The following is a 25,289-nucleotide window of genomic DNA, read 5'->3' on the forward strand; positions in this document are numbered from 1 at the left end:
ATTAAGCTGATTCTGAAATAGTGAAAATAATGGTTAATGTAACTCCTTGCACAACAATATAAACCCCTATATCAAAAAATAGAGCTGTCCCTATAGAACCAATAACAGGAATAGGGTCGTGCATCCAAAGACCTGTCATAAAAGCTTCATCAAAACCTATAACTGGTAGTAAACCACTTAAAAACGCCAAAGCTAGACCTACAGGCATCAAAAAGCCTGGGTGAAATTTTAATAGTTTTTTGGTATCTTTTAATCCGTTAGCGAATGCATGAAGCACAAATGCAATAGATGCAATGAGTCCTCCTACAAATCCGCCGCCAGGCAAATAGTGACCTCTTAACAATATAAATATAGAGAACAGCAGCAATATAGGTAGCAGATAATTGGAAGCCGTTCTTAATATGATTGTTTTCATTTACTTTTGTTTTCTTTCAGATGATTTTAATCTCAATTTTAAAAGTCCGAATACTCCAATAGCTGCAATGGTTAATACCGAAATTTCTACCATGGTATCAGTTCCTCTAAAATCTACTAAAATTACATTCACCACATTCTTACCGTGAGCAAGAATATATGAATTTTCTGCATAATAATTACTTATTTCTTCATTAACTGGCTGTGCTAAAACCTCTAAAGCAAGTATGGTAATTAATCCGCCAAAAGCAGTTGAAATTACCGCATCTTTAACTCTCGTTTTATAATCTGATAGCTTTAAATACTTTGGTAATTTGTATAGTACTAATACAAATAATATAACAGTTAAGGTATCTATGGTAAACTGCGTCATTGCCAAATCTGGTGCAGAGTAAAATACAAAGAACAAACATATAGAATAACCCATAACCCCTGTTGCAGCAACCGCAGCCAACCTAGATTTTGTAAATACAGCAAAACCTATAGACAGGATCATAATCACTAATGTCACTACCTCATAAACGGTTAAGCGAGAAAAAGAGGAGTAATCAATATTGTAGGTGGTATTCTTTAATAGAGTAACCGATACTAAACCGACTAAAAAGATAATTATTACTGAAATATAATTACGCAGATAACCATTTTGAAAAATTCTTGTCCATAAATCAGATCCTCTTTCAAATAGAATGGCTAAATTTTCTAATATACTTTTTGGAGAGATACGTTCAAACCTTTCTATAAAATCTTCTTTACTTTTAGTAGGTTTCCACAAGAAGTAAAGGAGCAAACCAAGGCTGATTGTTAATACACTTAATCCTAAAATAGGTGTAAAACCATGCCATAACTTTAAATGTACATCTGAAGCGTTTTGTACTACGGATGTCAATATAGGTTTAATTAAACTTTCTTGAATAAGACCGGGAAATATCCCAAAAACAAAACCTAAAACGGCTAATAACACTGGAGGCAACCAAATTAATAACGGCGGAAAATCTACGTTTTCCATCCCTGTAGGCAACTTTCCTATAAAAGGTTTTACTCCTGCCACGTAACCTGCGTAGGCGATTAATACATTGGTAGCAACCGCTAAAATCGTTAAAAATATAGCCGATGAGTGATCAAAATGTAATGTGCTTTCGTAGATAAGATCTTTTCCCAAGAACCCCACACTTGGTGGAATTCCTGCATTTGAGATTGCTGCTAAAATTCCGGCAACGGCAATAGGTAACATCACTTTTCTAAGTCCAGAGAGTGCGGTTACATCTCTCGTTTTTGTTCCCAAATCTATAGCTCCTGTCATTAAAAACAAGGTGGCTTTATATAGGGCGTGTACTAAAATAAATACTCCTGCCGCAAGCAATGCTTCATGAGTTCCTAAGCCTATTAGAAAAGTTAAAATTCCCAATGCGGCTATGGTAGAATAAGCTAGAACTCCTTTTAAATCGGTTCTAAAAAGCGTATGAAATGCAGCATAAAACATGGTTACCGCTCCAACTATAAGTAAGGTCGTATTCCAAAATGCTTGTCCGCCTAAGACGGGTGAAAGTCTAAATAATAAATAAATTCCTGCCTTTACCATGGTTGCAGAGTGCAAGTAAGTAGAAACTGGTGTAGGAGCTTTCATCGCTCCTGGAAGCCAAAAATGGAAAGGAAATTGTGCTGATTTTGTAAAAGCTGCTCCAAAAATAAGAGCCACCGCCAATACATAATGTGCATTTTGACCTATCATTTCGCTAAGCGGAATCATTTCAGAAATTTGATAGGTACCTGCTATATTACCAAGGATTAAAGCTCCAGCTAAGAAGAGTAAACCTCCTATTCCTGTCACTGCCAGCGCTGTTTGTGCCGAACGGCGAGAATCTGGGTTGGTGTTATTAAATCCGATAAGGAAAAATGAGCTAATACTTGTTAACTCCCAAAAAACAAACAATGTGATAAGGTTATCTGAAAGAACCAAGCCTAACATCGCCCCCATAAACACCAGTAAATAAGCATAAAACCTATCTAAGTAAATATGGTTTTTTAAGTAGGAAGAAGTATAAGCAAAAACCAAGGTTCCAATCCCAGTAATCATTAGGCTAAAGAGCAACGCCAAACCATCCAATCGAAAGTTAAGGTTAACTCCAAATGAAGGGATCCATTGATGGTTTTCTACTAATAATTTACCTTCTGAAATACTTGGTATGTATTGCAAAAAATAAACGAAAAGCCCTAAAGGAATTAATGAAATAAGTATAGAAAGTTTGCCTTTTAAATATTTTCCAGCGAAAGCGAGAAAGAGTGCAAAGACAAATCCTATTAAAATTGCAATTAGCATAGGTCACCTAAAATTACGAATTACAAATATAAAAAGGAAAAGCATAGTACACTTATAAATGCCTTGGTTTATCTTAAGGTTTAACACGCTAATAACATTTTAATGAACCTCATTTGAGGTATTAATTATCGTTTATCAATAATTTTTATATATTTGTTATCGAAAAACGATAATAAATGAAAACACTAAGTATTTTAAGAAAATTGATTAGTTTTATTTACGGCCTGTTTATGACCGTGTCTATTCTTGTTATTCTCGCTATTTTCTATATGTCTATTTTTGGGAATGGTTTTTCTGAAGATTTCACATTTAACAATTATGAAGTAACCAATAAAATTCAAATTAAATTTATTTTAAGTGTATATGCAATCATAGTGTCTACCTATATTTACACCTTATTTTTATTTAAAAAATTAGTTTACGATTTTAGCCCTACAAATATTTTTACCTCGCTACAAATTTTTTACCTCAATCGCATTGGTAAACTTATTATAGGAATTACAATCACTGAAATAACTGTCGATTTTCTATTGAAAATATTTTATAATAATAGGATTGAAGCCAGTATAAAAACTAGCGGTTTATTTGAAAACTATTTCTTCATTATCGCTGTAGGCCTATTTTTTATTTTCTTATCGGAAATATTCAAAATCGCTAAACATCACAAACAAGAAAACGAACTTACCGTATGAGAACTAACTTTATTTTAAAACAGATTATTGATATCTTATTTTATATTTTAGGGCTAAGCGCACTTGGTTCTATTATAATAACTTTAATAAGTGTATTTACTTTTAATTTTGAAACAATAGCATATATTTCTTACCCTTTTCAAAAAGAAAACAATTGGATTATTCCAATAACTATTCTTAACATATTGACACCTATATTTTTCTTTTTAGGTATTGGTTATTTGCGAGAAGTCGCTAAATGCTTTCTAAAGAAAAAATGGTACAAAGAAAACATTGCCAAACAATTTCGAATATCAGGGAGATATTTAACCATCACTTCTATTCTAGGATTAGCTTCAAGCCTTATCTATACTTTTACTACCAAAGAACATTGCAAAACTGGTGATTTATCGTTGAGACATGGCAACTTAATAATATTTATGCTCATTACAGGTCTTTGTTTTATCATGATTAGTCGAGTTTTAAAAGAAACGATTGATGCAAAACAAGAAAATGATTTAACGATATGAAAAATTCAAAATTTAATACTTTTTCATTGACTATAATTTTAATCTTAGCTAAGCTTTATTATGCTCTAATTTCTGGACGTATAATTTACGAAATAACCAACTCCATAATTAGTGAAAAATATAGTATCTATAATTATATAATATCAGAGTATTTTAAAAAAGGACATTATAAACCCCATCCAATAGTAGGTTATATATTTTTAATCCTATTCTGTTTATTAAATATATATTTAATAATAAAATTATTAAAAGCAAATCTTTTATTAAATAATTACCGAGTTGGAAGCTTACTAAACCTGAAGCAAACTAAAAAGATTAAATCTATTGGGAGTGGTTTAATTATTTATGCCAAATCATGGTATACTCTTCATATGATAAGTTATTTTTTCTATGTTGACATTAACGCTTTTTTTACCGCATTGTCTCAGTTTATTGTTTTTTATATTTTAGGGAAATTGATGTTATTTATCTCTGCTGTTGCTGAAGAAGGCACTACTTATAAACAAGAAAATGATTTAACTATCTAAGTTATGCCTATAAAGATTAATTTAGAGGAAGTACTCGAAAAACGGGGAATGAAATCGGTTGAGTTGGCTGAAAAAATTGGTATTACCACCGCCAATTTATCCATTCTTAAAACGGGGAAAGCAAAAGCAATACGGTTTTCTACCTTAGAGGCTATTTGTAAGGCATTAGACTGCCAACCAGGAGATATTATTGTGTATAAAAAAAGCCCGAACTAGTGTTCAGGCTTTTTTTATCTATATGTAAGATGAGTTTAATCGGCTAAAACAATAGCTTTATTATTTTTAAATTCTAAAACTCCACCTTTAATGTGGTATTCTAACCTTCCATCTTCCCCTTTAGTAAATTCATTTTGAAGATCTTCACTCAAAGTTACATTTCCACCAATTTTCACTTCCCCTTTTACAAGGACAGAAACAATAGCTTCGTGATTATTGAGCATTTGAAACTCTCCATCTACACCTGGTACCGCAACAGATTCTACTTCCGCGCTAAGCAACACTTTTTCTGGGGTTATTATCTCTAAATGCATGTATTATAGTATTAAGATGTGAGAACAAGATGTAAGATAACCTAATACCTCTCAGCTTTTATCTCTTATCTATTTTTATGATTCAGCTAACATTTTTTCTCCAGCTTCTATAGCTTCGTCGATAGTTCCTTTTAAGTTAAAAGCAGCTTCTGGATATTTATCTAATTCTCCATCCATGATCATATTAAATCCTTTGATGGTTTCTTTAATGTCTACCAAAACTCCTTTTAATCCTGTAAACTGCTCTGCTACGTGGAAAGGTTGAGATAAGAAACGTTGTACACGTCTTGCACGAGATACGGCTAACTTATCTTCTTCAGATAATTCTTCCATACCTAGAATTGCAATAATATCTTGTAATTCCTTATAACGCTGTAACAACTCTTTTACACGCTGTGCACAGTTATAATGATCGTCTCCTAAAATATCTGCTGTTAAAATTCTTGAAGTAGATTCTAAAGGATCTACTGCAGGATAAATACCTAACTCAGCAATTTTACGAGAAAGTACCGTTGTTGCATCTAAGTGAGCAAATGTAGTTGCTGGCGCTGGATCTGTTAAATCATCTGCAGGTACATAAACTGCCTGTACAGAAGTAATAGAACCTCTCTTAGTTGAAGAAATACGCTCCTGCATAGCTCCCATTTCGGTAGCTAAAGTTGGCTGGTATCCTACCGCAGATGGCATACGACCAAGAAGTGCAGAAACCTCTGAACCTGCTTGTGTAAAACGGAAGATATTATCTACGAAGAAAAGTACATCTTTTCCTTGTCCATCTCCTGCTCCATCACGAAAATACTCAGCAATAGTTAATCCTGAAAGCGCCACACGAGCACGTGCTCCTGGTGGTTCGTTCATTTGTCCGAATACGAAAGTTGCTTTAGAACCTTTCATCGCAGTTTTATCTACTTTGTTAAGGTCCCAACCTCCATCTTCCATAGAGTGCATAAAGTCATCACCGTATTTAATAATACCAGACTCTAACATCTCTCTTAAAAGGTCATTTCCTTCACGTGTTCTTTCCCCTACTCCTGCGAATACAGAAAGTCCACCGTGACCTTTTGCTATATTGTTAATCAATTCTTGAATTAATACAGTTTTACCAACTCCGGCTCCACCAAATAATCCAATTTTACCTCCTTTTGCATAAGGCTCAATTAAATCGATTACTTTGATTCCTGTAAATAAAACTTCTGTAGATACAGATAGATCTTCAAATTTTGGAGCTTCACGGTGAATAGAAAGACCGTCTTTACCTGCTTTTGGCAAGTTTCCTAGACCATCAATCGCATCTCCTGTTACGTTAAAAAGACGTCCGTAAACCTCATCTCCAATAGGCATTTGAATAGGATTTCCTGTAGCAACAACTGCTGTACCACGGCTTAAACCGTCGGCAGAATCCATTGCGATAGTTCTAACAGTATTCTCTCCAATATGAGATTGAACCTCAAGAACTAATATAGAGCCATCTTTATTAGTGATTTCTAACGAATCGTAAATCTTTGGTAACTCAGCGTTTTCTGTGTTAAACTCAACATCAACAACAGGACCGATAATTTGTGCAACTTTACCTGTAACTTTAGACATTATCTAATTGTTTAATTTATAGTTTTTAATATAGAAAAAAATGCTTGCTTTTTCCGGCTGCAAAGATAGATTATTTTCATGAAATAAAACATCCCTATTTTTGAAAATTAATTATTATTCTACAGTTACCGATTTTGCAAGGTTTCTAGGTTGATCTACATTCTTATTTAACATTACAGCTATATGGTATGAAAGTAGCTGAAGCGGAATTGTTGTTAACAATGGTGTAAATGCTTCTATAGTATCTGGCACTTCAATTACATAATTAGCCATAGACCTTACATCTTCATCTCCTTCTGTCACAATACCTATAATTCTTCCTTCCCTAGATTTAATCTCTTGAATATTACTTACTACCTTCTCATAATGACCTTTCTTAGTAGCAATAACCACTACTGGCATTTTTTCATCAATTAAAGCAATAGGACCATGTTTCATTTCGGCAGCTGGATAACCCTCTGCGTGAATGTATGAGATTTCTTTTAATTTTAACGCCCCTTCTAAAGCAACAGGAAAATTAAATCCTCTTCCTAAATATAAGAAATTAGCAGCATTCATATATTTCTTAGCTACCTCCTTAATATGATCATTCGCCTCTAAGGCTTTTTTAATCTTTCCAGGAATTAAGTCTAGCTCTTGTAAGTGATAGTGAAAATCTGCATTATTAATCTCTCCTTTAGCTTTAGCTAATTTTAGCGCTATTAAACTCAACACTGTAATTTGCGTTGTAAAAGCTTTTGTTGAAGCGACTCCAATCTCTGGACCTGCATGAGTATATGCCCCTGCATGTGTTTCTCTAGAAATAGAAGATCCAACAACATTACATACTCCAAATACAAATGCTCCCTTTTCTTTAGCTAACTTAATTGCCGCCATCGTATCTGCAGTTTCTCCAGATTGGGAAATTGCAATAACCACATCATTCTTATTGATGATAGGATTTCTATATCTAAATTCTGAAGCATATTCTACTTCAACAGGTATTCTTGCAATATCTTCAAAAATATATTCAGCTACTAAACCTGCGTGCCAAGAGGTGCCGCAAGCTACAATTATAATACGCTTGGCGTTTGTGAATTTTTCAATATTGTCATCAACACCTGCCATTCTTATAATGCCTTTATCAACTAGCATTCTACCTCTATAGGTATCTACAATAGCATTTGGTTGTTCATAAATTTCTTTAAGCATAAAGTGGTCGTAACCCCCTTTTTCTATCTGCTCTAAATTCATTTGTAACTCTTGAACGTAAGGATCTACAGAAGAGTCATTTTTAATTTCTCTTACTTTAACTTCTCTACCAAGACGAACAATAGCCATTTCTCCGTCTTCAAGATAAATAGCATTTTTAGTAAATTCAATAAAAGGAGATGCATCTGAAGCTATAAAAAACTCATCTTCCCCCACTCCAATAGCTAGTGGACTTCCTAAACGAGCAACAACAATTTCGTCGGGTTTATTTCTATCAAACACAGCGATCGCATACGCCCCAATAGTTTGATTTAATGCAATCTGAACTGCTTTCCCTAATTTTACATTTTCTTTATTCTTAACATCTTCAATAAGATTCACTAATACCTCAGTGTCTGTATCAGACTTAAAAGTATATCCTCTTTTAATTAATTCTTTTTTTAATGCATCATAGTTTTCAATTATTCCGTTGTGAATGATAACTAAATCTTCAGAATTAGAATAATGAGGATGTGAATTAACATCATTTGGCACCCCGTGAGTTGCCCAACGTGTGTGACCTATACCTATATTTCCTTGAGAAACCCCTTCAGCTTCCATCTTATTCTTAAGGTCGAGAACTTTACCTTTGGTTTTACAAACATTAAGATTTACACCATCATAAAGTGCAATTCCTGCACTGTCATAACCTCTATACTCTAATCGTTGTAACCCTTTTAAAACAATAGGATAAGCATCTCTTTTTCCAATATAACCTACAATTCCACACATAACTAATTTGATTCTGTATAATAAATATTAAGCTTCAATCTGTTTTCTCCAGGCTCTTCTGGCCCATACAAAACAGTGCTTTGAGGAGTATTCAACATAGGTGAAGGAATGACCTCTAATTGATACTCTTCATCTACATTCTCTTCACCTTCAACCTCTGCTTTCACAGGATTAAAAATGTTCACATTATTACTAACAACTAAACCAAGACGTGTATTAGTAGAATCTTTATTAATAATATCGCTTACATGAGAAGTTAATCTAATTTTATAGAACCTTCTTCCACTATCATCATCGTCCAACCTACTTAAATGAATTAGCCTAGAGTTAAGAGGACTATTATCATTTGCACTTACGTCAAACGTATAATCTTGTAACACTCTATTATTTTTAATATCGTAGATAAACAGTCGTTCTGGTTGATTATGATCTTCGTTTACTTCATTCTCATCAACGTAAAAGGTCAGATTCGCATCATTGATTAACCAATCTGAAGACCTTAAAGTTTCTAACTCTGCTGGATCTGTAAATAAATCTATGATTGCCATAGACCCCTGCCCCCCTTTTAAGTAGATATTATCACCAGATGGAATATTTTGATCATCTGTATTCATTACATTGATGATATTAGATCCAAAAAACAATGAATATTCATTTTTTTCTATTTCTTCTTCAGATGGATTTTCAATTTCAGAAGTTCTAAAATATAAACTTATTTTAGCTTCATCAGATCTCATATTCAACAAAGAAAGAGCACTTATAGGCTCACCTGAAGTATTAACAGGCTTTATATACAAACCTCTAAAAAAGTTTTGGAAATTAGAATTACTTAATAATTCTGATGAACCTGATCTATTTATTATTAAATCTTCAAAAAACTCTACAGGTAGATCTATTCTTGCTCGAGGACTATGAGCTCTAGCTACGGTATCAAGCTCTCCTTGAGAATCGAAACTTCTATAATACACCTCACCTGAGTTAGGAACAAAATTTTCTTCAATATGAAAAGGCGTAGGTTCTAAGAAACTTTCAAAGAGATTCCCCTGATTAGAATAATATGCTTGAGCAGCATAATTATTTTCTGGATCTTGACTTCGCAAGAAATAATTTGAGCGATAAAATTCTAGCTTCACAGAAGAGTTAACATAAACAGAATCTAACTTATACTGTATACCCTCTTCATCTTGTGATATGGCAGTACTATAATACGGAATAGTCAACACTACACTATCTAATTCTGGAAATGCACCAAAATCTGGATCTGGATTTTGAAGACTTAATTGCGTTAGAATGCTTGCTGAATAATTTCCATAGATATCATCATTATAAAAGCCAAGCGAGTAGCTATTCAGTAAATTAGATTGCATTTTAACTAATGGTTTTGTAGAAACCTCTATTTGAGAAGAGTCATACAAAAGCGCATTAAAATTATTATTGTTTACTAAGCTGCTTCCTGTTTCTGAAAAATCATCTTCGCAAGAGGCGGTGAATAAAACTATTCCTAAAAGTAGGAAAGTTAACCTGCTTAATTCTTTCATATAATTATTCTTTTTCATTTAAGACTTCAGTTAAATAAAAGTCTTGATAAGCCTGAGCAAATTCTTCTTTAGATTTATACTCTAATACTGGCATGTCTTTTTCTTTCAGATAGTTTTCTAATTCTTCTGGAATTTCTTCACTTCCTTTAATTAAAGCATCTGAATTATCAATAGCCGTTTTCATAATGTTTGAATACGTAGGATTTTTTAAATGCTCTACTACATCATCTTCCAAACCATCAAACAAAACCTTCATTTGCATCTCTGTATCTAACATATCATCAAAGCCTTTATTGTATATAGAGGTCACAATTTTTGAATTTGAGAATAAAGGTTCATTTCCGTAATAATTCCTCAAGTAAAGAGGAAGAAGAGATGCCAACCACCCATGTACATGAATTATATCTGGAGACCAATTCAATTTCTTAACCGTTTCGATTACACCTTTGGCAAAAAAGATTGCTCTCTCATCGTTATCTTCAAAAAGATTACCATCTTCATCTGTAAAGGTTGCTTTACGTTTAAAGTAATCTTCATTATCAATAAAATAAACCTGCATGCGTTCTTTAGGAACAGAGGCCACCTTTATTATTAAAGGCATGTCTAAGTCATTGATGACTAAATTCATTCCAGAAAGACGAATTACCTCATGCAATTGATGTCTTCTTTCATTAATATTCCCAAACCTTGGCATAAAAATACGAATTTGCCCGCCTTGATTGTTAATCATTCGAGGTGCCTCAAATGACATAGATGATATTTCGGTTTCGGGTAAATAAGGAATTACCTCTGAAGATACATACAAAATGCGCTTATCTTTCATAAATGATATACTATTGCTATTAACTATTAACGATAAAAAACAGGCAAAATTACAAAATTTTATGCAGTTTACCAGTAATATATTAATTTTGCACAACTTAAACATAAACCGCGTGCAGCTATTCAAAGAAAAAAAAGCACTTAGAGACTTTCTATCTGCTGAAAAAACAAGCAATAAAACAATAGGTTTTGTTCCTACAATGGGAGCACTCCATGAAGGTCATCTATCGTTAATTGAATTTGCACAAACAACTTGTGAGGTTGTTGTTGTAAGTATTTTTGTCAACCCAACTCAATTTAATAATAAAGAAGATTTAGAAAAATACCCTAGAACTTTAGATAATGATATTCAACTAATAGAAGAGAAATTCTCTGGAGGTATTGTGATATTCGCCCCAAATGCACAAGAAATTTACGGAAAAGAAATTCTGTCTTCTCATTTTGATTTTGGGTCTGTGGCGACCTTTATGGAAGGTAAATATAGAGATGGTCATTTTAACGGAGTAGGAACTGTTGTAAAAAAATTATTTGAAGTAGTAGAACCAGACAAAGCCTTTTTTGGTGAAAAAGACTACCAGCAACTACTTATCATCAAAAAGCTTGTAGAACTCACAAAACTTCCCGTAGAAGTTATTGGCTGTAAAATAAACAGAGAAGAAAATGGTTTAGCGAGAAGCTCAAGAAACTCTTTACTCTCTATAGACGATAAAGCAGAATCTTCTTTTATTTATGAGAGTTTACAAGAAGCAAAGAACAACTTTGGCATAAAATCTGTTAAAGATATTGAAAAGGATATTAAATTTGCCTTCGAGAATCATCCTCTATTGCAGTTAGAATATTTTGAAATCGCTAACGCCCAGACCTTAGAGCCTTTTTCAGAGTCAAAGCAAGAAGAAAAATACCGCGCATTTATAGCGGCTTATGCGAAAAATGTAAGGTTAATTGATAACATTGCACTAAACTAAAAGTTTTAAACAAAAAGAAATGCAAATTCACGTTGTAAAATCTAAAATTCACCGAGTAAAAGTTACCGGAGCCGACTTAAATTACATTGGTAGTATTACTATTGATGAAGATCTTATGGATGCTGCTAATATTGTGGAAGGTGAAAAAGTACAAATTGTAAATAATAACAATGGCGAAAGGCTAGAGACCTACGCTATTCCCGGACCTAGAAATTCTGGAGAAATTTGTTTAAATGGTGCTGCAGCAAGAAAAGTTGCAAAAGGAGATGTGCTTATTCTAATCACTTACGGCATAATGAGCCTTGAGGAAGCAAAAACTTTTAAGCCATCAATTGTTTTCCCTAATGAAGAAAACAACCTCCTAAATTAACACCTTTCTTTTGAAAAAAAAGAAAATTATAAAATCCCTTAAAATTATACTCCCACTTTTGTTGGGAGTTTTTTTAATTGGGTTATCTATATATAAATCTACTCAAGAAGAAAGAAATCAACTTTATGAAAATATCATAAATGCAGATTTACTTTTTGTATTTCTATCCCTTATTTGTGGTATTTTATCTCACCTTTCTAGAGCCTATCGATGGAAGTTTTTATTAAGTCCTATGGGATATAAAATAAAACTTCACAACAGTTTTATGGCGGTTATGTCTGGTTATTTAGCCAATTTAGGTATTCCAAGATCTGGTGAAGTATTAAGAGGAGCTAGTATCGCTACCTACGAAAATGTCCCCTTTGAGAAAGCGTTCGGAACAATTATTTCAGAGAGAGTGGCAGATTTAGTGATGCTCCTTCTTATTTTAACGATCGCCTTTATTTCCCAAACCCAATATATATTATTAGTGATTGAGACTTATCAAATCAATCCATTTATGGGAATTTTGGTATTAGCAAGCTTATTCTTTTTGGGCCTCTTATTGTTAAAAATCCTTAAAAAATCACACATCCCTTTCATTATAAAAATTAGAAAATTTGGAATAGGAATTTTAGAAGGCATGAAAAGCATCCTCACTATGAAAAACAAGTATGCCTTTATTTTTCATACTATTTTCATTTGGCTTATGTACCTTCTTATGTTTTATCTTATCAAATTTGCTGTCCCAGGAGCATCTACAATTAGCATAGGACAAATTCTTGTAGCATTTGTCGTAGGCTCCTTTGCAATCTCTGTCACCAACGGTGGCGTTGGCGTTTATCCGATTGCAATTGGCGCAGTGCTTGCGCTTTACGGAATAAACCAACAAACTGGCGAAGCTTTTGGATGGGTTATTTGGGGATCACAAACGCTTTTAAACCTAGTTATTGGTAGTTTGTCAATTTTTTTAATCCCTGTAGTAAATAAAAAGTAATTTTTTCATAACTTATAAGGCAATTTCAAAGCCAACTAAATGAAAAAAACTATACTACTTCTATGCTCCCTTATAGCTTCTTCTCAACTAGGATTCAGCCAAGTAGAATACAAAGTGTTGGAATCTGAAAAACTTCAAACTAAGCGGCAACTAAAAATACAGCTTCCGCGGAATTACAAATCCAATGTTAAAAAATCATATCCATTAGTACTTGTATTTGACGGTGATTATTTATTTGAACCTGTCGCTGGTAATGTAGATTATTATAGTTATTGGGAAGATATGCCTGAAGCTTTAGTGGTAGGAATCAATCAATCTAAAACAAGAATGGATGATACCAAATATGACTTAGAAAATTACCTCCCCGTAGATCAAGGAGCCGATTTTTTTGAATTTATAGGAGAAGAGTTATTACCTCTTTTAGAGAAAAATTATCGTATCTCTAATTTTAGGATTGTTGTGGGACACGACCTTACGGCGAACTTAATGAATTATTATTTACTCAAGGAAAATCCCATTTTTGATGGGTATATTAATCTAAGTGCAGATTACACCGATGTTATAAAAAATAACCTACCAGGTATTCTTTCAAAATCTAAAGAAAAAATTTGGTATTATATAGCTACAGGAACAGATGACGCTGATCTATTAAAAGAAAGCAACCTGCAAATGATTAATAGCCTCAAAGAAATTGAAAATGAGAAGCTATATTTTTATGATGATAATTTTGAAGAAGCGACTCACTACTCATTGGTTGGGAGAGCTATTCCTAAAGCAATAGAAGATATTTTTTCAGTTTATCGTCCTATCACTTCAAAAGATTACCAAGAAAAAGTACTTAAGACCAAAGGAACTTTTTATAATTATTTGGTAGATAAGTATGAAGTGATTCAAAAATTATACGAATTAGATATCAAAATTCGCGTTAGTGATTTTATGACAATTTCATCGGCTATCGAAAAGAAGAAAGAATTTGAACAATATGAAGACCTAGGAAAACTAGCACAAAAAGAACATCCCGAAAGTATGATTGGGAGCTACTTTTTAGCACGTTACAATGAAGAGCTTGGAAAACCTAAAAGAGCTCTTAAAGAATATCAAGAAGCCTTTTCTCTTAATGAAGCTTCATATCTTACTAAAGACATGATGATAGAAAAAATTAACTCGCTTAAAGCGGATTTAGGTTTATAAACTTTCTCTATTTTAGCTAAAAATATCTTCTAATGGCTAAAACCAAAACTACTTTTTTTTGTCAAAATTGCGGAAATCAGCATGCTAAATGGCAAGGCCAATGCTCTTCTTGCAAGCAATGGAATACTCTCGTAGAAGAAGTAATTCAAAAGCAAGATGATAAGGACTGGAAAACTCCTTCTAGCTCTGGCAATTCTTCTAAAAAAAGAAACGCTAGTCCAACCCTTATTAAAGATATTGAATACAAAAAGGAGAAAAGACTTTCTACCAACAACACTGAATTGGACCGCGTGTTAGGCGGCGGACTTATTCCTGGTTCGTTAACCCTATTGGGAGGCGAACCAGGAATAGGAAAGAGTACTTTGTTATTACAAGTTTCACTTCAGTTAAAATATAGAACGTTATATGTATCTGGAGAAGAAAGTCAGCAGCAAATAAAGATGCGTGCAGAACGCATCAACTCTAACCCTTCTGAATGCTACATCCTCACCGAAACTAAAACACAACATATTTTTCAGCAAATAGAAAAATTAGAGCCAGAGATTGTAATTATAGACTCCATTCAGACCTTACATAGTGATTTCATTGAGAGTTCGCCAGGCAGCATTTCTCAAATTAGAGAATGCACTTCAGAGCTTATTAAATTTGCGAAAGAAACCCATACTCCCGTTTTATTGATTGGACATATTACTAAAGAAGGAAGCATCGCGGGACCAAAGGTACTAGAGCATATGGTCGATACCGTTTTGCAATTTGAAGGAGACCGAAACCACGTATATAGAATCCTTAGAGCTCATAAAAATAGATTTGGTTCTACCAATGAATTAGGTATTTACGAAATGCAAGGAGAAGGTTTAAGAGAAGTAAGTAATCCATCAGAAATATTACTCAGTAAGAGTAATCAAGAATTGAGTGGAACTGCTATCGCTGCTACTCTTGAAGGCATACGCCCTTTGATGATAGAAATACAAGCATTAGTAAGTACAGCTGTTTATGGAACCCCACAACGTTCTACCACAGGCTATAATGCTAAGAGATTAAATATGATTTTGGCAGTTTTAGAAAAAAGAGCCGGGTTTAGATTAGGAGCTAAAGATGTTTTCTTAAACATTACGGGAGGAATTTCTGTAGATGATCCCGCTATAGATTTGGCTGTTGTCGCTGCCATCTTATCTTCTAATGAAGACATATCTATTGAAAAGAATATTTGCTTTGCTGCAGAAATTGGTTTAGCAGGAGAAGTGAGACCTGTGACTAAAGTTGAACAACGAATTCTAGAAGCCGAAAAATTAGGTTTTGAAATTATTGTTGTATCAACTCAAAATAAAATAAATACGGGAAAATATGCTATTAAAGTAGAATTAGCTTCTCGAGTAGAAGAAGTGGTAGAACTTCTTTTTGGATAAAACCTATTATTTTTATTAGAGCGAGAATTCAGTTAAATATTAATTCCCTAAAACAATTGATATAAAATATCTAAGGATTTGGGTTTTCTAAAACCTTGTAATTGCAGTTCGTAATATAACAACATCATTTCTAGAAAACTTTTTCGTTGAGTTTGATTGAGTTTTAATGCTAAAGCTTCAGCTGGAGTTTGTTCTAAAAACTGTTTCAGTAAATAAGTGTTTGTATTACTAATGCAGTATTTATTAGTTTCGAATATTTGAAAATCGCCGTCTAAAAGATTAAAAAATGGAGCTTCTAAAGTTTCTGTATTGGGGTAAAAACCTACATACTGTGTTAACTTTACTAAAAACCATAAATGAAAATTAGCAAAATTTTTCATAGTATCTAAGCTTGTAAAAGACTCTTCTAAAAAATGAAATAATGCTTCGTTCTTTTCCTCCTCTTGGATAGTATTTCGCAACATTTCAGCTAAAAAAAGAGCGATAGAAGACTTATAAACGTCTGTTGGAATATGTTGATAAGGAGGGTTTACTTTTGCTTCCCTAATATTTTCTAAGGTTCCTTTATCTTTATGTTTAGCAACTAAATCTAACTGTGTTAGAACCTGAAACATGGAGGCTTTCAACTTTCCTTTTTTACTTTTTAAAATATTTCTACACAAGTATGATTTAAGTCCGTCACTTTGAGTAAAACATTTAACTATAAGGTCGGCTTCGCTGTAGCGGATAGATTGAATGACTATAGCTCTGGTATGTACAAGCATCACCTAATTACCATAATTTTAGTAACCTTAGTCTCTAATTGATCATCTGATGTAATCAATACCATATATACCCCCGACGCCACTTTGTGTTTTCCAAAAGCTCGACTGTCCCATTGTACACTTCCTCCTTCCGAAATTATTTCATACACTAAGTTTCCTTCAATATCTGTAATTTTCACATTCGCGCCTTCTCGCAAACCGTCTATAGTTACCATCCCAGAATAACCTGGTCTAACTGGATTTGGAAATGCTCTAACTTTTTCGAAAGTTTCTGCAGACGAGGTGGCGGTTCCTCTAAAAGCTACCAACCCATTCGTGGTTCCTATATAAACTTTTCCTGTAGATTCATCAACCTCAATATCGGTTACTGAATTGGAAGGAAGCGGACTATTTTCAGTTGTAAAGCGATAAATGGTTTCTTGACCATTTGAAGAAAGATAAAAAGCGCCAGCTTCAGTAGCGATCCATTTATTATTATTTCCGTCAACGGTAATAGCAGAAATGCTGCTTCCAGCTAAAAGTTCTTGTGCCACTCCATCATCATCTAATATAATAATCTCATTTGTGCTTGTATTTGGGTTTTCAAACATTCCTGATGGTCCAAACAATACTCTTAATCCTCGCGATGTCCCAATCCACAATTGATTATTATTATCTAAAGCTAGACTTTTTACATAATTATTGGGAAGATTCCCTGCTGTCTCTAACCCTTTAACTTTAGCAAAAGAATTTGTAGAGGGTTGGTACCCAATAATACCATCAATATAACTTCCAAAATAAATATTGCCCGAATTATCAATAATTAGCTCTGTTAATCCCAAGTTATCATTACCATTCCCTGGAGCTATTTCTGAAGTATCAAAAACTTGAAAACCTCCACCAGAAGAAAGCTTAAATAATCCATTATCTACTCTAGAAACATTTCCCCAAAGATTTCCATCTCTATCAAAAGCAATTCCGTTGACTCTAACATCATTATTTTCTACACTTTGTAAGGGAGAGTTTGTAATATCATATACACTTTGCAATTCATTATCCTGCATTTCTAACAATCCTCCAAAAAAAGAACTTAAAAAAACTTGACTCGTATTGGATGGGTTTATCGCAGATCTAGCAATCTCTTCTGTACTATCTAAATTTTCGAAAGGTACATTAATCCATTCTTCATTCATAAGATGACTAACTCCTGCCTTTTTTAAAGGATATGGGTTAAAAAATACATCATAGTCCCCGTATGTCACCCAAAGCTCGTTAGGAATAACAGAAAGACCAAACACGTCATTTCTTAAAGGCCCATCTGGACTTAAATATTGAAAAGCAGTAGTGTTACTTGCAGTCGTAGACAATAACCCCTCGCTCAAATCTCCCAAGTAAATAACTTGTTGATAAATTGTTGCACTACTTAAATTAACAGGTACATCTCCGAAATTTGAAATATTAATTAAAGTGTTTAATTGATTGTTATAAACCTTAACCCTATTGGAAGTGGTTACAATTAAGTTTTCCTCGTTGACACGGAAATCTTTTACTTCTTGATTAAATTGGTCTCTATTCACAAATGTATTTCCCTGCAATTCTTGTAAGCTATTGCTATTATTAATTACATATAAGCTATTAGAAAGGTTGACTACTCCTCTAAAGGAATTGTTCGAAATATTTTGCCAAATTGAAAAATCTACCAAATTAGGGCTATTTATATCTGCAAAGCGTATTCCTCCTCCCTGGGTAGCTGCATAAATTTTGTTATTAAAAACTGTCGTTTGAGTAACTGTAAGTTGCTCCCCTGCATCGCCAATTAAGTAAGTATCTCCAAACTCTAAATTATTTAGCCTAAATTCTGAAATACCGTAATTGGTCGAGATAAGTAATTTATTTTCATATTCATAAAAATGATTAATTCTCCTATTGGTAGGAGGTATTGTCACTTTTTCAATAATATCAACTACTTTTAAAACGGTTTTGTCTTGTGGGTTATACACATCGATAAGACCATTTTTATAACCAATAAATAACAAATTATAATTTGCTGAAAAATAGATGGTGTTTATCTTTTCGCTAGAAAGTCCTTGTATAGATGATATTTTTTCAATCTCTTGAGTTCCTCTTCTATATGAAAAAACAGAGTTTTCCGCAGCAGCGAATATCTTACCTGCCCCTGTAGAAACATCTTGTATACTGTAATAAGAAAATAAATCTTCCCAATCTAAATTTTGTGTTTGCGCTTGAGAAAACAAGCTTATAAAAAAGAAAAATATTAGTATTCGTTTCATGAAGTTATAACTATGTGTACCTAATAATATTGTAATCTTAAGCAAATATACTCATATCCTTATAGCTTAGCTTTAAAAAATTGAGCATAAAAAAAAGCCGCAAATTGCGGCTTTTTCAAACACTTATAAACTTATTAAACCGCTCCTTGAGCTAACATAGCATCGGCAACTTTAACGAAACCAGCAATATTTGCTCCTTTTACGTAATCTATATATCCATTCTCATCTGTACCATATTTTACACAAGCTTCATGAATATCGTGCATAATACCAAATAATTTTTCATCCACTTCTTCTGAAGTCCAATTGTAACGCATAGAGTTTTGAGACATTTCTAATCCTGAAGTTGCCACACCTCCTGCATTTGATGCTTTTCCTGGAGAGAATAAAATTTTTGCTTTTTGAAAAACTTCAACTGCTTCTGGAGTACAAGGCATATTTGCCCCTTCTCCTACACAAATACATCCATTTTCTACTAAAGTTTTAGCATCTTCTTCTAAAAGCTCATTTTGAGTAGCACAAGGTAAAGCGACATCACATTTAACGTCCCAAGGTGTTTTTCCTTCAAAATACTTAGCATTAGGATATTGATCTAAATATTCTTTAATTCTACCTCTTCTCTCATTTTTAAGCTCCATTACAAAAGCTAATTTCTTTTCATCAATTCCCTCTTCATCATAAATATATCCAGAAGAATCTGATAAAGTCACTACCTTTCCTCCTAATTGAGTTACTTTTTCTGAAGCATATTGCGCCACGTTTCCTGAACCTGAAACTACAACTGTTTTCCCTTCAAAAGTATCTCCTTTAGTTTTAAGCATGCTTTGTGCAAAATATACATTTCCGTAACCTGTAGCTTCTGGGCGAATTAAAGAACCTCCGTAAGAAAGTCCTTTTCCTGTTAGGATTCCTGTAAATTCATTTTGAAGTCTTTTATATTGACCGAACATAAATCCTATCTCGCGAGCTCCAACACCTATATCTCCTGCAGGAACATCGGTATTAGCTCCAATATGCTTAGATAATTCTGTCATAAAGCTTTGGCAAAAACGCATCACTTCATTATCAGATTTTCCTTTAGGATCAAAATCTGATCCACCTTTACCACCTCCCATAGGAAGAGTAGTTAAACTATTTTTATATACTTGCTCAAAAGCCAAGAACTTTAAAATACTTAAGTTAACTGATGGATGAAAACGTAAACCTCCTTTATAAGGACCAATAGCTGAATTCATTTGAATACGAAATCCTCTATTAATTTGAATATTACCTTCATCATCTAACCAAGATACTCTAAACATAATCACACGCTCTGGCTCCACCATTCTCTCTAAAAGCATCTTATTTTGATACTTTTCATTTTCTTCTATAAAAGGAATAATGGTCTCTGCCACTTCGTGAACCGCCTGCATATATTCTGGCTCATTGGCATTTCTTTTTGAAACTTTATCTAAAAAGTTTTTTACACTTTCTTTCATAATTTTTTTGGAAAATATTTTAAACAATTATTGTATTAAGTTTTACAAATATAAAGTTTCTTTAGCTGAGAAGTATTTCATTTTTGAATAATCTTCATTTTAATAACGCTCTCATTAATAAATTGATATAAATTCGGAGATAACGAAATTATATTTCCTCCTAATTTTTGTTTTTATATATTTGCTAAACTAACTTAAGTTTTTTTTTAATGAAAACTAGCCGTCTACTTTTAACCTTATCCTTGTTGTTTTTATGTAGCACCGCCAATTATGCTCAGTCTTTTTCGCAAGAAATAGGTATAATTGCTGGTCCTGTAGCCATGAAATCTGATTACGGTCTTAGAGGAAACTCCGAAACCAATTTTGGAAATATTGGTCTAGGCGTGGGCTTAGTACATTACATTAATTTTGCTTACCGAGCAGATTGTAATTGTTATAGTAGAGATAGGTATTTTAACGATCATTTTAAAATTAGAACTGAGTTAGATTACCACGTTACCAAACTTGAACACTTTGGTAAAGAATCTGAAAAAAATTCTATTGGCGGATTGAAGCTTAGATCAATGCATGGAAAAGCAAAGGTTTTTGAAATTGGACCACATTTAGAGTTTTTTCCACGCAGTATTAGAGACTATGAGGCTGGAGCTTATAAATTTGCTCCATATATAAGCTTAGGAGTACATTTTGTAAATTATGACCCAGAGGTTAAAACTGACCTACCTGGAAGAATAGGCTCTCAAGCAAATACATTTTACGAGTTTTTGGCTCCTTCTGGAGAAGATCCATATATTGATGCCTCATCTGGCACTACCTATTCTATCGTTTTTAGTGCAGGAACGCGTTATCGATTAAATGATTATAGTGATTTACTCATTGATTTAAAATGGCATTCTTATGGTACAGATTTTATCGACGGACTAGACCATGACAACATTCAAAATAAATCTAATGAATGGATGGTTTGGCTTAATGTAGGATACATTTATTACCTTAATTTTTAAATTATTTGAATACTCATAATAAAAAAAGCACTCGTAGAATGAGTGCTTTTTTGTTATTACATTTTTTACACAAACATCATTAGCCTAATGCTTGTTTTAAATCTTCAATCAGGTCTCTTTCATCTTCTACTCCTACACTTAAACGAATTAAGGAATCAATTACGCCTATTTTTTCTCTCTCTTCTTTTGGAATAGAAGCGTGAGTCATACTCGCAGGGTGACCTGCTAAAGATTCTACACCGCCCAAAGATTCCGCTAAGGTGAAAACTTTTAATTTTTCAACGAAAGAAATTGCTCCCGGCAGGCTATTATTCTTGGTGGTGAAAGAAACCATTCCGCCAAAATCTTTCATTTGCTTTTTAGCAATATCATGATTAGGATGAGACGGTAGTCCTGGCCAATATACTTTATCTACTTTGGGATGATTTGATAAAAATTCAGCTACAGCTTTACCATTTTCACAATGTCTTTGCATTCTTAGATGAAGTGTTTTAATTCCTCTTAATACCAGAAAACTGTCTTGCGGACCTGCAATCGCTCCGCTTGCATTTTGGATAAAATATAGCTTATTTGCTAGTTCCTTATCTTTTACAGCTAAAACCCCCATAACGACATCACTATGACCTCCTAGATATTTAGTAGCGCTATGCATAACGATATCTGCACCTAAATCTAAAGGTTGTTGTAAGTATGGAGTAGCAAAAGTATTGTCTACCGCCAATAGAGTTTGATGTTTTTTACTAATTTCTGCGACTGCTTCAATATTAATAATATTCATCATTGGATTGGTTGGCGTTTCCACCCAAATCAATTTTGTGTTTTTATTGATATAATTTTCAATATTTTGAGCTTCGCCCATTCCTATAAAATGAAATTTAATTCCAAAATTTTCAAAAATTTTGGTAAATAAGCGAAAGGTTCCTCCATATAAGTCATTGGTAGAAATTACCTCATCTCCAGGTTTTAGAAGTTTTAATATTGCATCTATTGCAGCTAAACCAGAACCAAAAGCCAATCCGTAATTTCCTTTCTCTAAACTAGCTATAGATTTCTCTAAAGCAGATCGGGTAGGATTACCACTTCTAGAATACTCAAAACCCTTATGCCCTCCAGGAGTAGATTGTGCATAAGTAGAAGTTTGATAGATAGGAGGCATAACAGAATTATATGCAGGATCTATGTCTTCTTGGCCTCCATGTATGGTTTTTGTATTAAACTTCATCAACTATTAATTTAAAATATTTATCTATCAAAAATACTATTCTATTTGCCGAATCGCAAAATTGACCTTACCTTTAGTTATTATTTTTAACTTATAATAATGAAAAAATTTTCGCTTCTAAGCTTATGTTTTCTGTTAATTTTGAGTGTGGGTTGTAAAGAAGAAAACAAAACTACAACCAATGAAAATGCACCTATAGAACAAGAAAATTCTAATTCTACAACTTTTAACTTTAGCGTAAAAAGTATATCAAAAAGCACTTTAGCTATTTGCAAGAGAAACCCTTGTCCCCAAATGGACATTAAGTATTTATACATTACGAATGATTCTAATATTGGAGAAAAAATAAATAAGGCTAATGAAGAGAATTTATCCTCTATCGTACAAACCCCTAATGACAGTATTTCCTATAAAAAAATTGACGAAGGTGTAAATAAATTTATTGAAGATTATATTTCTTTTAAAAATGAATTTACAGAATCTCCTGCTGTTTATGAACTAAAAATTGACCAAGAGCAATTATTTGAAAATAACCAAACTTTAGTTTATTCTACTACTTTCTATACGTATACAGGAGGTGCGCACGGTTATGGCGCTAAACTTTACCATACCTATGATAAGAATACAGGAGAAATAGTAACTAATGAAGAGCTTTTAAAAAATAAGAATGCTTTTAAAGCTTACGCGGAAGGAATGTTTCGAAAGAAGTTTAATCTTACTGAAAATGAAAGTTTGAATAAGAATGGTTTTTTCTTTGAAAACGATGAGTTTAAGTTAGCTGAAAATATAGCCGTTACCAAGGATAGTCTTTATATGATTTACAATGCTTATGAAGCTGCAAGCTATGCTGAAGGTGATATTAAATTTTCGTTCCCAAAAGAAGATGTCGAAGCTTGGTTAAATCAATAAAAATGAAAAAAGTATATTTTCTCTCTACCTGCGATACATGTAAAAGAATCCTAAAAGAATTAGACTTAAAAGATGATTTTACCAAGCAAGATCTAAAAAAAGAACCTTTAACCGAATCTCAACTGGATGAGCTTTACACCTATTCTCATAGCTATGAGAATCTTTTTAATAAAAGAGCCAAACTTTATAAAGAAAGAGATCTAAAGACGAAAAACTTATCTGAAACGGATTATAAAAATCTACTATTAGAACATTACACCTTCTTAAAAAGACCGGTTTTTATTCTTAACGACGAAATTTTTATAGGGAACAGCAAAAAAACAATTGAAGCTTTAAAAAAGCAGCTGAGTGAATAATCGTATTTTAGCTATTCTTGCAGCTATAGGCGCTAGCACTATTTATGGCATTAACCATACTCTTGCTAAAGATGTTATGCCTACGTATGTTCAACCCTATGGTTTTATATTATTGCGTGTAGTAGGCGCCGCTATCTTATTTTGGAGTTTAAGTTTTTTAAAAACCTCACAAAAAATAAAGAAAGAAGATTGGCCCAGATTAATCGCCTGTGCAATTTGCGGTATGGTCATTAATATGCTTTTCTTTTTTAAAGGACTAAGCCTTTCTACTCCCATAAATAGTTCGGTTATCATTACCCTCTCACCCGTTATGGTATTATTACTGGGGGCGATAATTCTAAGAGAAAGAATTACCTTATTAAAAATAGCAGGAATAATTGTAGGTCTTATTGGCGCGTTAATATTAGTGTTTTTTAGCTCGAGTACATCTACAAACGCTCCTAATATCCCATTAGGTAATATTTTATTTATTGTCAACGCTTTTTCTTTTGGTCTTTACTTAATTTTAGTAAAACCGCTCACCGCAAAATACGATGCTATAACGTTAATGAAATGGTTATTTTTAATAGCCACCATCATTAACTTACCCATTACCATTGGAGAGTTTAATGAAATTGTTTGGAAAGAGATCCCCACTGTTGTCTTGTGGCAAATTGCTTTTGTGGTTGTTGCCACCACCTTTATGACTTATTTACTTAACATTTTCGCTATTAAACACCTTTCTGCTTCTACACTTAGTGTTTTTATGTATTTACAACCTTTAGTTGCTATTATTTATGCAACTAGCGTCGGCGCAGATCAACTCAATTTAGTGAAAATAGTAGCTGGTTTATTTGTTTTTACTGGAGTATATATGGTGACGAAAAAGAAAACCGTTACAACAAACTAGGATCTACATCTTTAGGTTTCTTACCAAACCTTCTCGTATCTTCTTTAGTTAAGATTTTAAAATCTTCTGTTCTACTCAAAGTATTTAATTGCTCTAAGAGATTTTTAGGCAAAGTTACTAGCGACCTTTCTTTTAGATCAATCCAAGAACCTAACATTTCACAACTTGCACAATTTCTTCCTTTATGATCATAAATATTATGAAGAAATTCAAAAAACATTCCATCTTCAGATATTCCTTTAAGCTCTAAACTAACGCTCACGGGTTTACCTGCAAAGACTTCTTTAAAATAATAAATATGCTCATAAAAAACTACTGGACCAATGTTATATTCAGCTAACTGTTTTTGTCCAAAACCGTGCTCCAGTAAAAAAGCCATCCTGGTATGACTCATAAAATTCATATAAGCCGAATTGGCTAAATGTCTATTGGCATCTATATCGCTCCAGCGGATTTCAAATTCTTTTGTAAACATGTTTCTATTTTTATTGTGCAAGCATAGCAAATTTAAAACATAAGTTTCAAATAATTTGCCTTTATTTAACGTAATAGCCACTACTAAGAGCAAAATATAATAATTATCGTTAAGCAGTT

The 25,289-nt window shown here is 33.1% G+C and carries 25 protein-coding genes; 13 read left to right on the top strand and 12 right to left on the bottom strand.

The genetic code is table 11. The annotated features are described in order from the left end of the window. Position 1 precedes the first annotated feature (1 nt). The gene (locus tag LX95_RS01445) at positions 2 to 415 is read right to left on the bottom strand and encodes a Na+/H+ antiporter subunit B (protein ID WP_111539639.1); all 414 of its coding nucleotides are present in this window, start codon (positions 413 to 415) and stop codon (positions 2 to 4) included. Beyond that, positions 416 to 2,731 (bottom strand): putative monovalent cation/H+ antiporter subunit A, encoded by a 2,316-nt coding sequence (locus LX95_RS01450; RefSeq protein WP_111539640.1) that lies wholly within the window; start codon positions 2,729 to 2,731, stop codon positions 416 to 418. It lies immediately after the preceding gene. 176 nt (positions 2,732 to 2,907) lie between these two features. Here LX95_RS01450 and LX95_RS01455 point away from each other — a divergent pair, with 176 nt between their 5' ends. The 4 genes from LX95_RS01455 to LX95_RS01470 are packed head-to-tail and all read left to right on the top strand — an operon-like array spanning position 2,908 to position 4,675. Next, positions 2,908 to 3,423, top strand: a complete 516-nt coding sequence (locus LX95_RS01455) for a DUF2975 domain-containing protein (protein ID WP_111539641.1) — start codon at positions 2,908 to 2,910, stop codon at positions 3,421 to 3,423. Continuing rightward, positions 3,420 to 3,932, top strand: coding sequence for a DUF2975 domain-containing protein (locus tag LX95_RS01460; RefSeq protein ID WP_111539642.1), 513 nt, complete (start codon positions 3,420 to 3,422; stop codon positions 3,930 to 3,932). Before LX95_RS01455 ends, LX95_RS01460 begins: the two co-directional genes overlap by 4 nt. Then, entirely contained in the window at positions 3,929 to 4,459 is a 531-nt protein-coding gene (locus LX95_RS01465) for a DUF2975 domain-containing protein (protein ID WP_111539643.1), read from the top strand. Before LX95_RS01460 ends, LX95_RS01465 begins: the two co-directional genes overlap by 4 nt. 3 nt (positions 4,460 to 4,462) lie before the next feature. Then, positions 4,463 to 4,675 (top strand): helix-turn-helix domain-containing protein, encoded by a 213-nt coding sequence (locus LX95_RS01470; protein WP_111539644.1) that lies wholly within the window; start codon positions 4,463 to 4,465, stop codon positions 4,673 to 4,675. A 35-nt stretch (positions 4,676 to 4,710) separates the two neighbouring features. On the opposite strand, the gene LX95_RS01475 is transcribed toward LX95_RS01470, so the two are convergent. The 5 genes from LX95_RS01475 to LX95_RS01495 all read right to left on the bottom strand — a co-directional run bounded on the left by LX95_RS01475 (position 4,711) and on the right by LX95_RS01495 (position 10,899). Next, a complete protein-coding gene (locus LX95_RS01475) occupies positions 4,711 to 4,989 on the bottom strand; it encodes a FoF1 ATP synthase subunit delta/epsilon (protein WP_111539645.1) in 279 nt (92 codons plus the stop codon). A gap of 75 nt (positions 4,990 to 5,064) precedes the next feature. Beyond that, the gene (atpD, locus tag LX95_RS01480; RefSeq protein WP_111539646.1) at positions 5,065 to 6,576 is read right to left on the bottom strand and encodes a F0F1 ATP synthase subunit beta; all 1,512 of its coding nucleotides are present in this window, start codon (positions 6,574 to 6,576) and stop codon (positions 5,065 to 5,067) included. Between the two features lie 114 nt (positions 6,577 to 6,690). Further along, the gene (gene glmS / locus LX95_RS01485) at positions 6,691 to 8,538 is read right to left on the bottom strand and encodes a glutamine--fructose-6-phosphate transaminase (isomerizing) (RefSeq protein ID WP_111539647.1); all 1,848 of its coding nucleotides are present in this window, start codon (positions 8,536 to 8,538) and stop codon (positions 6,691 to 6,693) included. Between the two features lie 2 nt (positions 8,539 to 8,540). Beyond that, positions 8,541 to 10,076 carry a DUF4270 domain-containing protein gene (locus tag LX95_RS01490; protein WP_211307629.1) on the bottom strand — a complete coding sequence of 512 codons (1,536 nt, stop codon included), beginning with the start codon at positions 10,074 to 10,076 and terminating at the stop codon, positions 8,541 to 8,543. A gap of 4 nt (positions 10,077 to 10,080) precedes the next feature. Next, positions 10,081 to 10,899 carry a glycogen/starch synthase gene (locus tag LX95_RS01495; protein WP_111539649.1) on the bottom strand — a complete coding sequence of 273 codons (819 nt, stop codon included), beginning with the start codon at positions 10,897 to 10,899 and terminating at the stop codon, positions 10,081 to 10,083. A 112-nt stretch (positions 10,900 to 11,011) separates the two neighbouring features. Here LX95_RS01495 and panC point away from each other — a divergent pair, with 112 nt between their 5' ends. Genes panC through radA form a run of 5 tightly spaced genes read left to right on the top strand, consistent with a single transcriptional unit; the run spans position 11,012 to position 15,806 of the window. Continuing rightward, positions 11,012 to 11,863 carry a pantoate--beta-alanine ligase gene (panC, locus tag LX95_RS01500; RefSeq protein ID WP_111539980.1) on the top strand — a complete coding sequence of 284 codons (852 nt, stop codon included), beginning with the start codon at positions 11,012 to 11,014 and terminating at the stop codon, positions 11,861 to 11,863. 19 nt (positions 11,864 to 11,882) lie between these two features. Then, positions 11,883 to 12,233 (top strand): aspartate 1-decarboxylase, encoded by a 351-nt coding sequence (gene panD / locus LX95_RS01505; protein WP_111539650.1) that lies wholly within the window; start codon positions 11,883 to 11,885, stop codon positions 12,231 to 12,233. A gap of 10 nt (positions 12,234 to 12,243) precedes the next feature. Further along, positions 12,244 to 13,209: a lysylphosphatidylglycerol synthase transmembrane domain-containing protein gene (locus LX95_RS01510; protein WP_111539651.1), complete on the top strand. Its 966-nt coding sequence runs from the start codon at positions 12,244 to 12,246 to the stop codon at positions 13,207 to 13,209. 39 nt (positions 13,210 to 13,248) lie between these two features. Then, complete coding sequence (locus LX95_RS01515; protein WP_111539652.1) at positions 13,249 to 14,400, top strand: alpha/beta hydrolase; 1,152 nt, start codon at positions 13,249 to 13,251, stop codon at positions 14,398 to 14,400. A 32-nt stretch (positions 14,401 to 14,432) separates the two neighbouring features. Continuing rightward, on the top strand, positions 14,433 to 15,806 hold the full coding sequence (gene radA / locus LX95_RS01520) for a DNA repair protein RadA (RefSeq protein WP_111539653.1): 1,374 nt from the start codon (positions 14,433 to 14,435) through the stop codon (positions 15,804 to 15,806). 47 nt (positions 15,807 to 15,853) lie between these two features. Here radA and recO read toward each other — a convergent pair whose 3' ends face one another. The 3 genes from recO to gdhA all read right to left on the bottom strand — a co-directional run bounded on the left by recO (position 15,854) and on the right by gdhA (position 20,318). Then, the gene (gene recO, locus LX95_RS01525; protein WP_111539654.1) at positions 15,854 to 16,570 is read right to left on the bottom strand and encodes a DNA repair protein RecO; all 717 of its coding nucleotides are present in this window, start codon (positions 16,568 to 16,570) and stop codon (positions 15,854 to 15,856) included. Beyond that, positions 16,570 to 18,840, bottom strand: a complete 2,271-nt coding sequence (gene porZ / locus LX95_RS01530; RefSeq protein WP_111539655.1) for a type IX secretion system anionic LPS delivery protein PorZ — start codon at positions 18,838 to 18,840, stop codon at positions 16,570 to 16,572. Before porZ ends, recO begins: the two co-directional genes overlap by 1 nt. Positions 18,841 to 18,974: 134 nt before the next feature. Further along, positions 18,975 to 20,318: an NADP-specific glutamate dehydrogenase gene (gdhA, locus tag LX95_RS01535; RefSeq protein WP_111539656.1), complete on the bottom strand. Its 1,344-nt coding sequence runs from the start codon at positions 20,316 to 20,318 to the stop codon at positions 18,975 to 18,977. Positions 20,319 to 20,527: 209 nt separating this feature from the next. On the opposite strand from gdhA, the gene LX95_RS01540 reads away from it, so the two are divergent. Further along, entirely contained in the window at positions 20,528 to 21,319 is a 792-nt protein-coding gene (locus tag LX95_RS01540) for a THC0290_0291 family protein (RefSeq protein WP_111539657.1), read from the top strand. 79 nt (positions 21,320 to 21,398) lie between these two features. Here the strand turns inward: LX95_RS01540 and LX95_RS01545 are convergent, their stop codons facing one another. After that, entirely contained in the window at positions 21,399 to 22,541 is a 1,143-nt protein-coding gene (locus tag LX95_RS01545; RefSeq protein ID WP_111539658.1) for a cystathionine gamma-synthase, read from the bottom strand. Between the two features lie 99 nt (positions 22,542 to 22,640). Here LX95_RS01545 and LX95_RS01550 point away from each other — a divergent pair, with 99 nt between their 5' ends. The 3 genes from LX95_RS01550 to LX95_RS01560 are packed head-to-tail and all read left to right on the top strand — an operon-like array spanning position 22,641 to position 24,695. Next, positions 22,641 to 23,450 carry a DUF3298 and DUF4163 domain-containing protein gene (locus LX95_RS01550; protein ID WP_111539659.1) on the top strand — a complete coding sequence of 270 codons (810 nt, stop codon included), beginning with the start codon at positions 22,641 to 22,643 and terminating at the stop codon, positions 23,448 to 23,450. A gap of 2 nt (positions 23,451 to 23,452) precedes the next feature. Further along, the gene (locus tag LX95_RS01555) at positions 23,453 to 23,806 is read left to right on the top strand and encodes an arsenate reductase family protein (protein WP_111539660.1); all 354 of its coding nucleotides are present in this window, start codon (positions 23,453 to 23,455) and stop codon (positions 23,804 to 23,806) included. Next, on the top strand, positions 23,799 to 24,695 hold the full coding sequence (locus tag LX95_RS01560) for a DMT family transporter (protein WP_111539661.1): 897 nt from the start codon (positions 23,799 to 23,801) through the stop codon (positions 24,693 to 24,695). The genes LX95_RS01555 and LX95_RS01560 overlap by 8 nt, the downstream gene beginning before the upstream one ends. Here LX95_RS01560 and LX95_RS01565 read toward each other — a convergent pair. Next, positions 24,682 to 25,170, bottom strand: coding sequence for an acyl-CoA thioesterase (locus LX95_RS01565; RefSeq protein WP_111539981.1), 489 nt, complete (start codon positions 25,168 to 25,170; stop codon positions 24,682 to 24,684). The two genes, LX95_RS01560 and LX95_RS01565, sit on opposite strands and share 14 nt — an antisense overlap. Positions 25,171 to 25,289 lie beyond the last annotated feature (119 nt).

It is taken from the genome of Mesonia algae, from assembly GCF_003253545.1.
Classification (GTDB): Bacteria; Bacteroidota; Bacteroidia; order Flavobacteriales; family Flavobacteriaceae; genus Mesonia; species Mesonia algae.

Coding starts and splice junctions, on each gene's coding strand:
- LX95_RS01540 (WP_111539657.1), top strand. CDS start 20,528: ATGAAAACTAGCCGTCTACTTTTAACCTTATCCTTGTTGTTTTTATGT.
- LX95_RS01550 (WP_111539659.1), top strand. CDS start 22,641: ATGAAAAAATTTTCGCTTCTAAGCTTATGTTTTCTGTTAATTTTGAGT.
- recO (WP_111539654.1), bottom strand. CDS start 16,570: ATGCTTGTACATACCAGAGCTATAGTCATTCAATCTATCCGCTACAGC.
- LX95_RS01495 (WP_111539649.1), bottom strand. CDS start 10,899: ATGAAAGATAAGCGCATTTTGTATGTATCTTCAGAGGTAATTCCTTAT.
- LX95_RS01445 (WP_111539639.1), bottom strand. CDS start 415: ATGAAAACAATCATATTAAGAACGGCTTCCAATTATCTGCTACCTATA.
- porZ (WP_111539655.1), bottom strand. CDS start 18,840: ATGAAACGAATACTAATATTTTTCTTTTTTATAAGCTTGTTTTCTCAA.
- LX95_RS01465 (WP_111539643.1), top strand. CDS start 3,929: ATGAAAAATTCAAAATTTAATACTTTTTCATTGACTATAATTTTAATC.
- LX95_RS01470 (WP_111539644.1), top strand. CDS start 4,463: ATGCCTATAAAGATTAATTTAGAGGAAGTACTCGAAAAACGGGGAATG.
- LX95_RS01565 (WP_111539981.1), bottom strand. CDS start 25,170: ATGTTTACAAAAGAATTTGAAATCCGCTGGAGCGATATAGATGCCAAT.
- LX95_RS01545 (WP_111539658.1), bottom strand. CDS start 22,541: ATGAAGTTTAATACAAAAACCATACATGGAGGCCAAGAAGACATAGAT.
- panD (WP_111539650.1), top strand. CDS start 11,883: ATGCAAATTCACGTTGTAAAATCTAAAATTCACCGAGTAAAAGTTACC.
- LX95_RS01450 (WP_111539640.1), bottom strand. CDS start 2,731: ATGCTAATTGCAATTTTAATAGGATTTGTCTTTGCACTCTTTCTCGCT.
- LX95_RS01460 (WP_111539642.1), top strand. CDS start 3,420: ATGAGAACTAACTTTATTTTAAAACAGATTATTGATATCTTATTTTAT.
- LX95_RS01475 (WP_111539645.1), bottom strand. CDS start 4,989: ATGCATTTAGAGATAATAACCCCAGAAAAAGTGTTGCTTAGCGCGGAA.
- LX95_RS01515 (WP_111539652.1), top strand. CDS start 13,249: ATGAAAAAAACTATACTACTTCTATGCTCCCTTATAGCTTCTTCTCAA.
- radA (WP_111539653.1), top strand. CDS start 14,433: ATGGCTAAAACCAAAACTACTTTTTTTTGTCAAAATTGCGGAAATCAG.
- LX95_RS01555 (WP_111539660.1), top strand. CDS start 23,453: ATGAAAAAAGTATATTTTCTCTCTACCTGCGATACATGTAAAAGAATC.
- LX95_RS01490 (WP_211307629.1), bottom strand. CDS start 10,076: ATGAAAGAATTAAGCAGGTTAACTTTCCTACTTTTAGGAATAGTTTTA.
- atpD (WP_111539646.1), bottom strand. CDS start 6,576: ATGTCTAAAGTTACAGGTAAAGTTGCACAAATTATCGGTCCTGTTGTT.
- glmS (WP_111539647.1), bottom strand. CDS start 8,538: ATGTGTGGAATTGTAGGTTATATTGGAAAAAGAGATGCTTATCCTATT.
- gdhA (WP_111539656.1), bottom strand. CDS start 20,318: ATGAAAGAAAGTGTAAAAAACTTTTTAGATAAAGTTTCAAAAAGAAAT.
- LX95_RS01455 (WP_111539641.1), top strand. CDS start 2,908: ATGAAAACACTAAGTATTTTAAGAAAATTGATTAGTTTTATTTACGGC.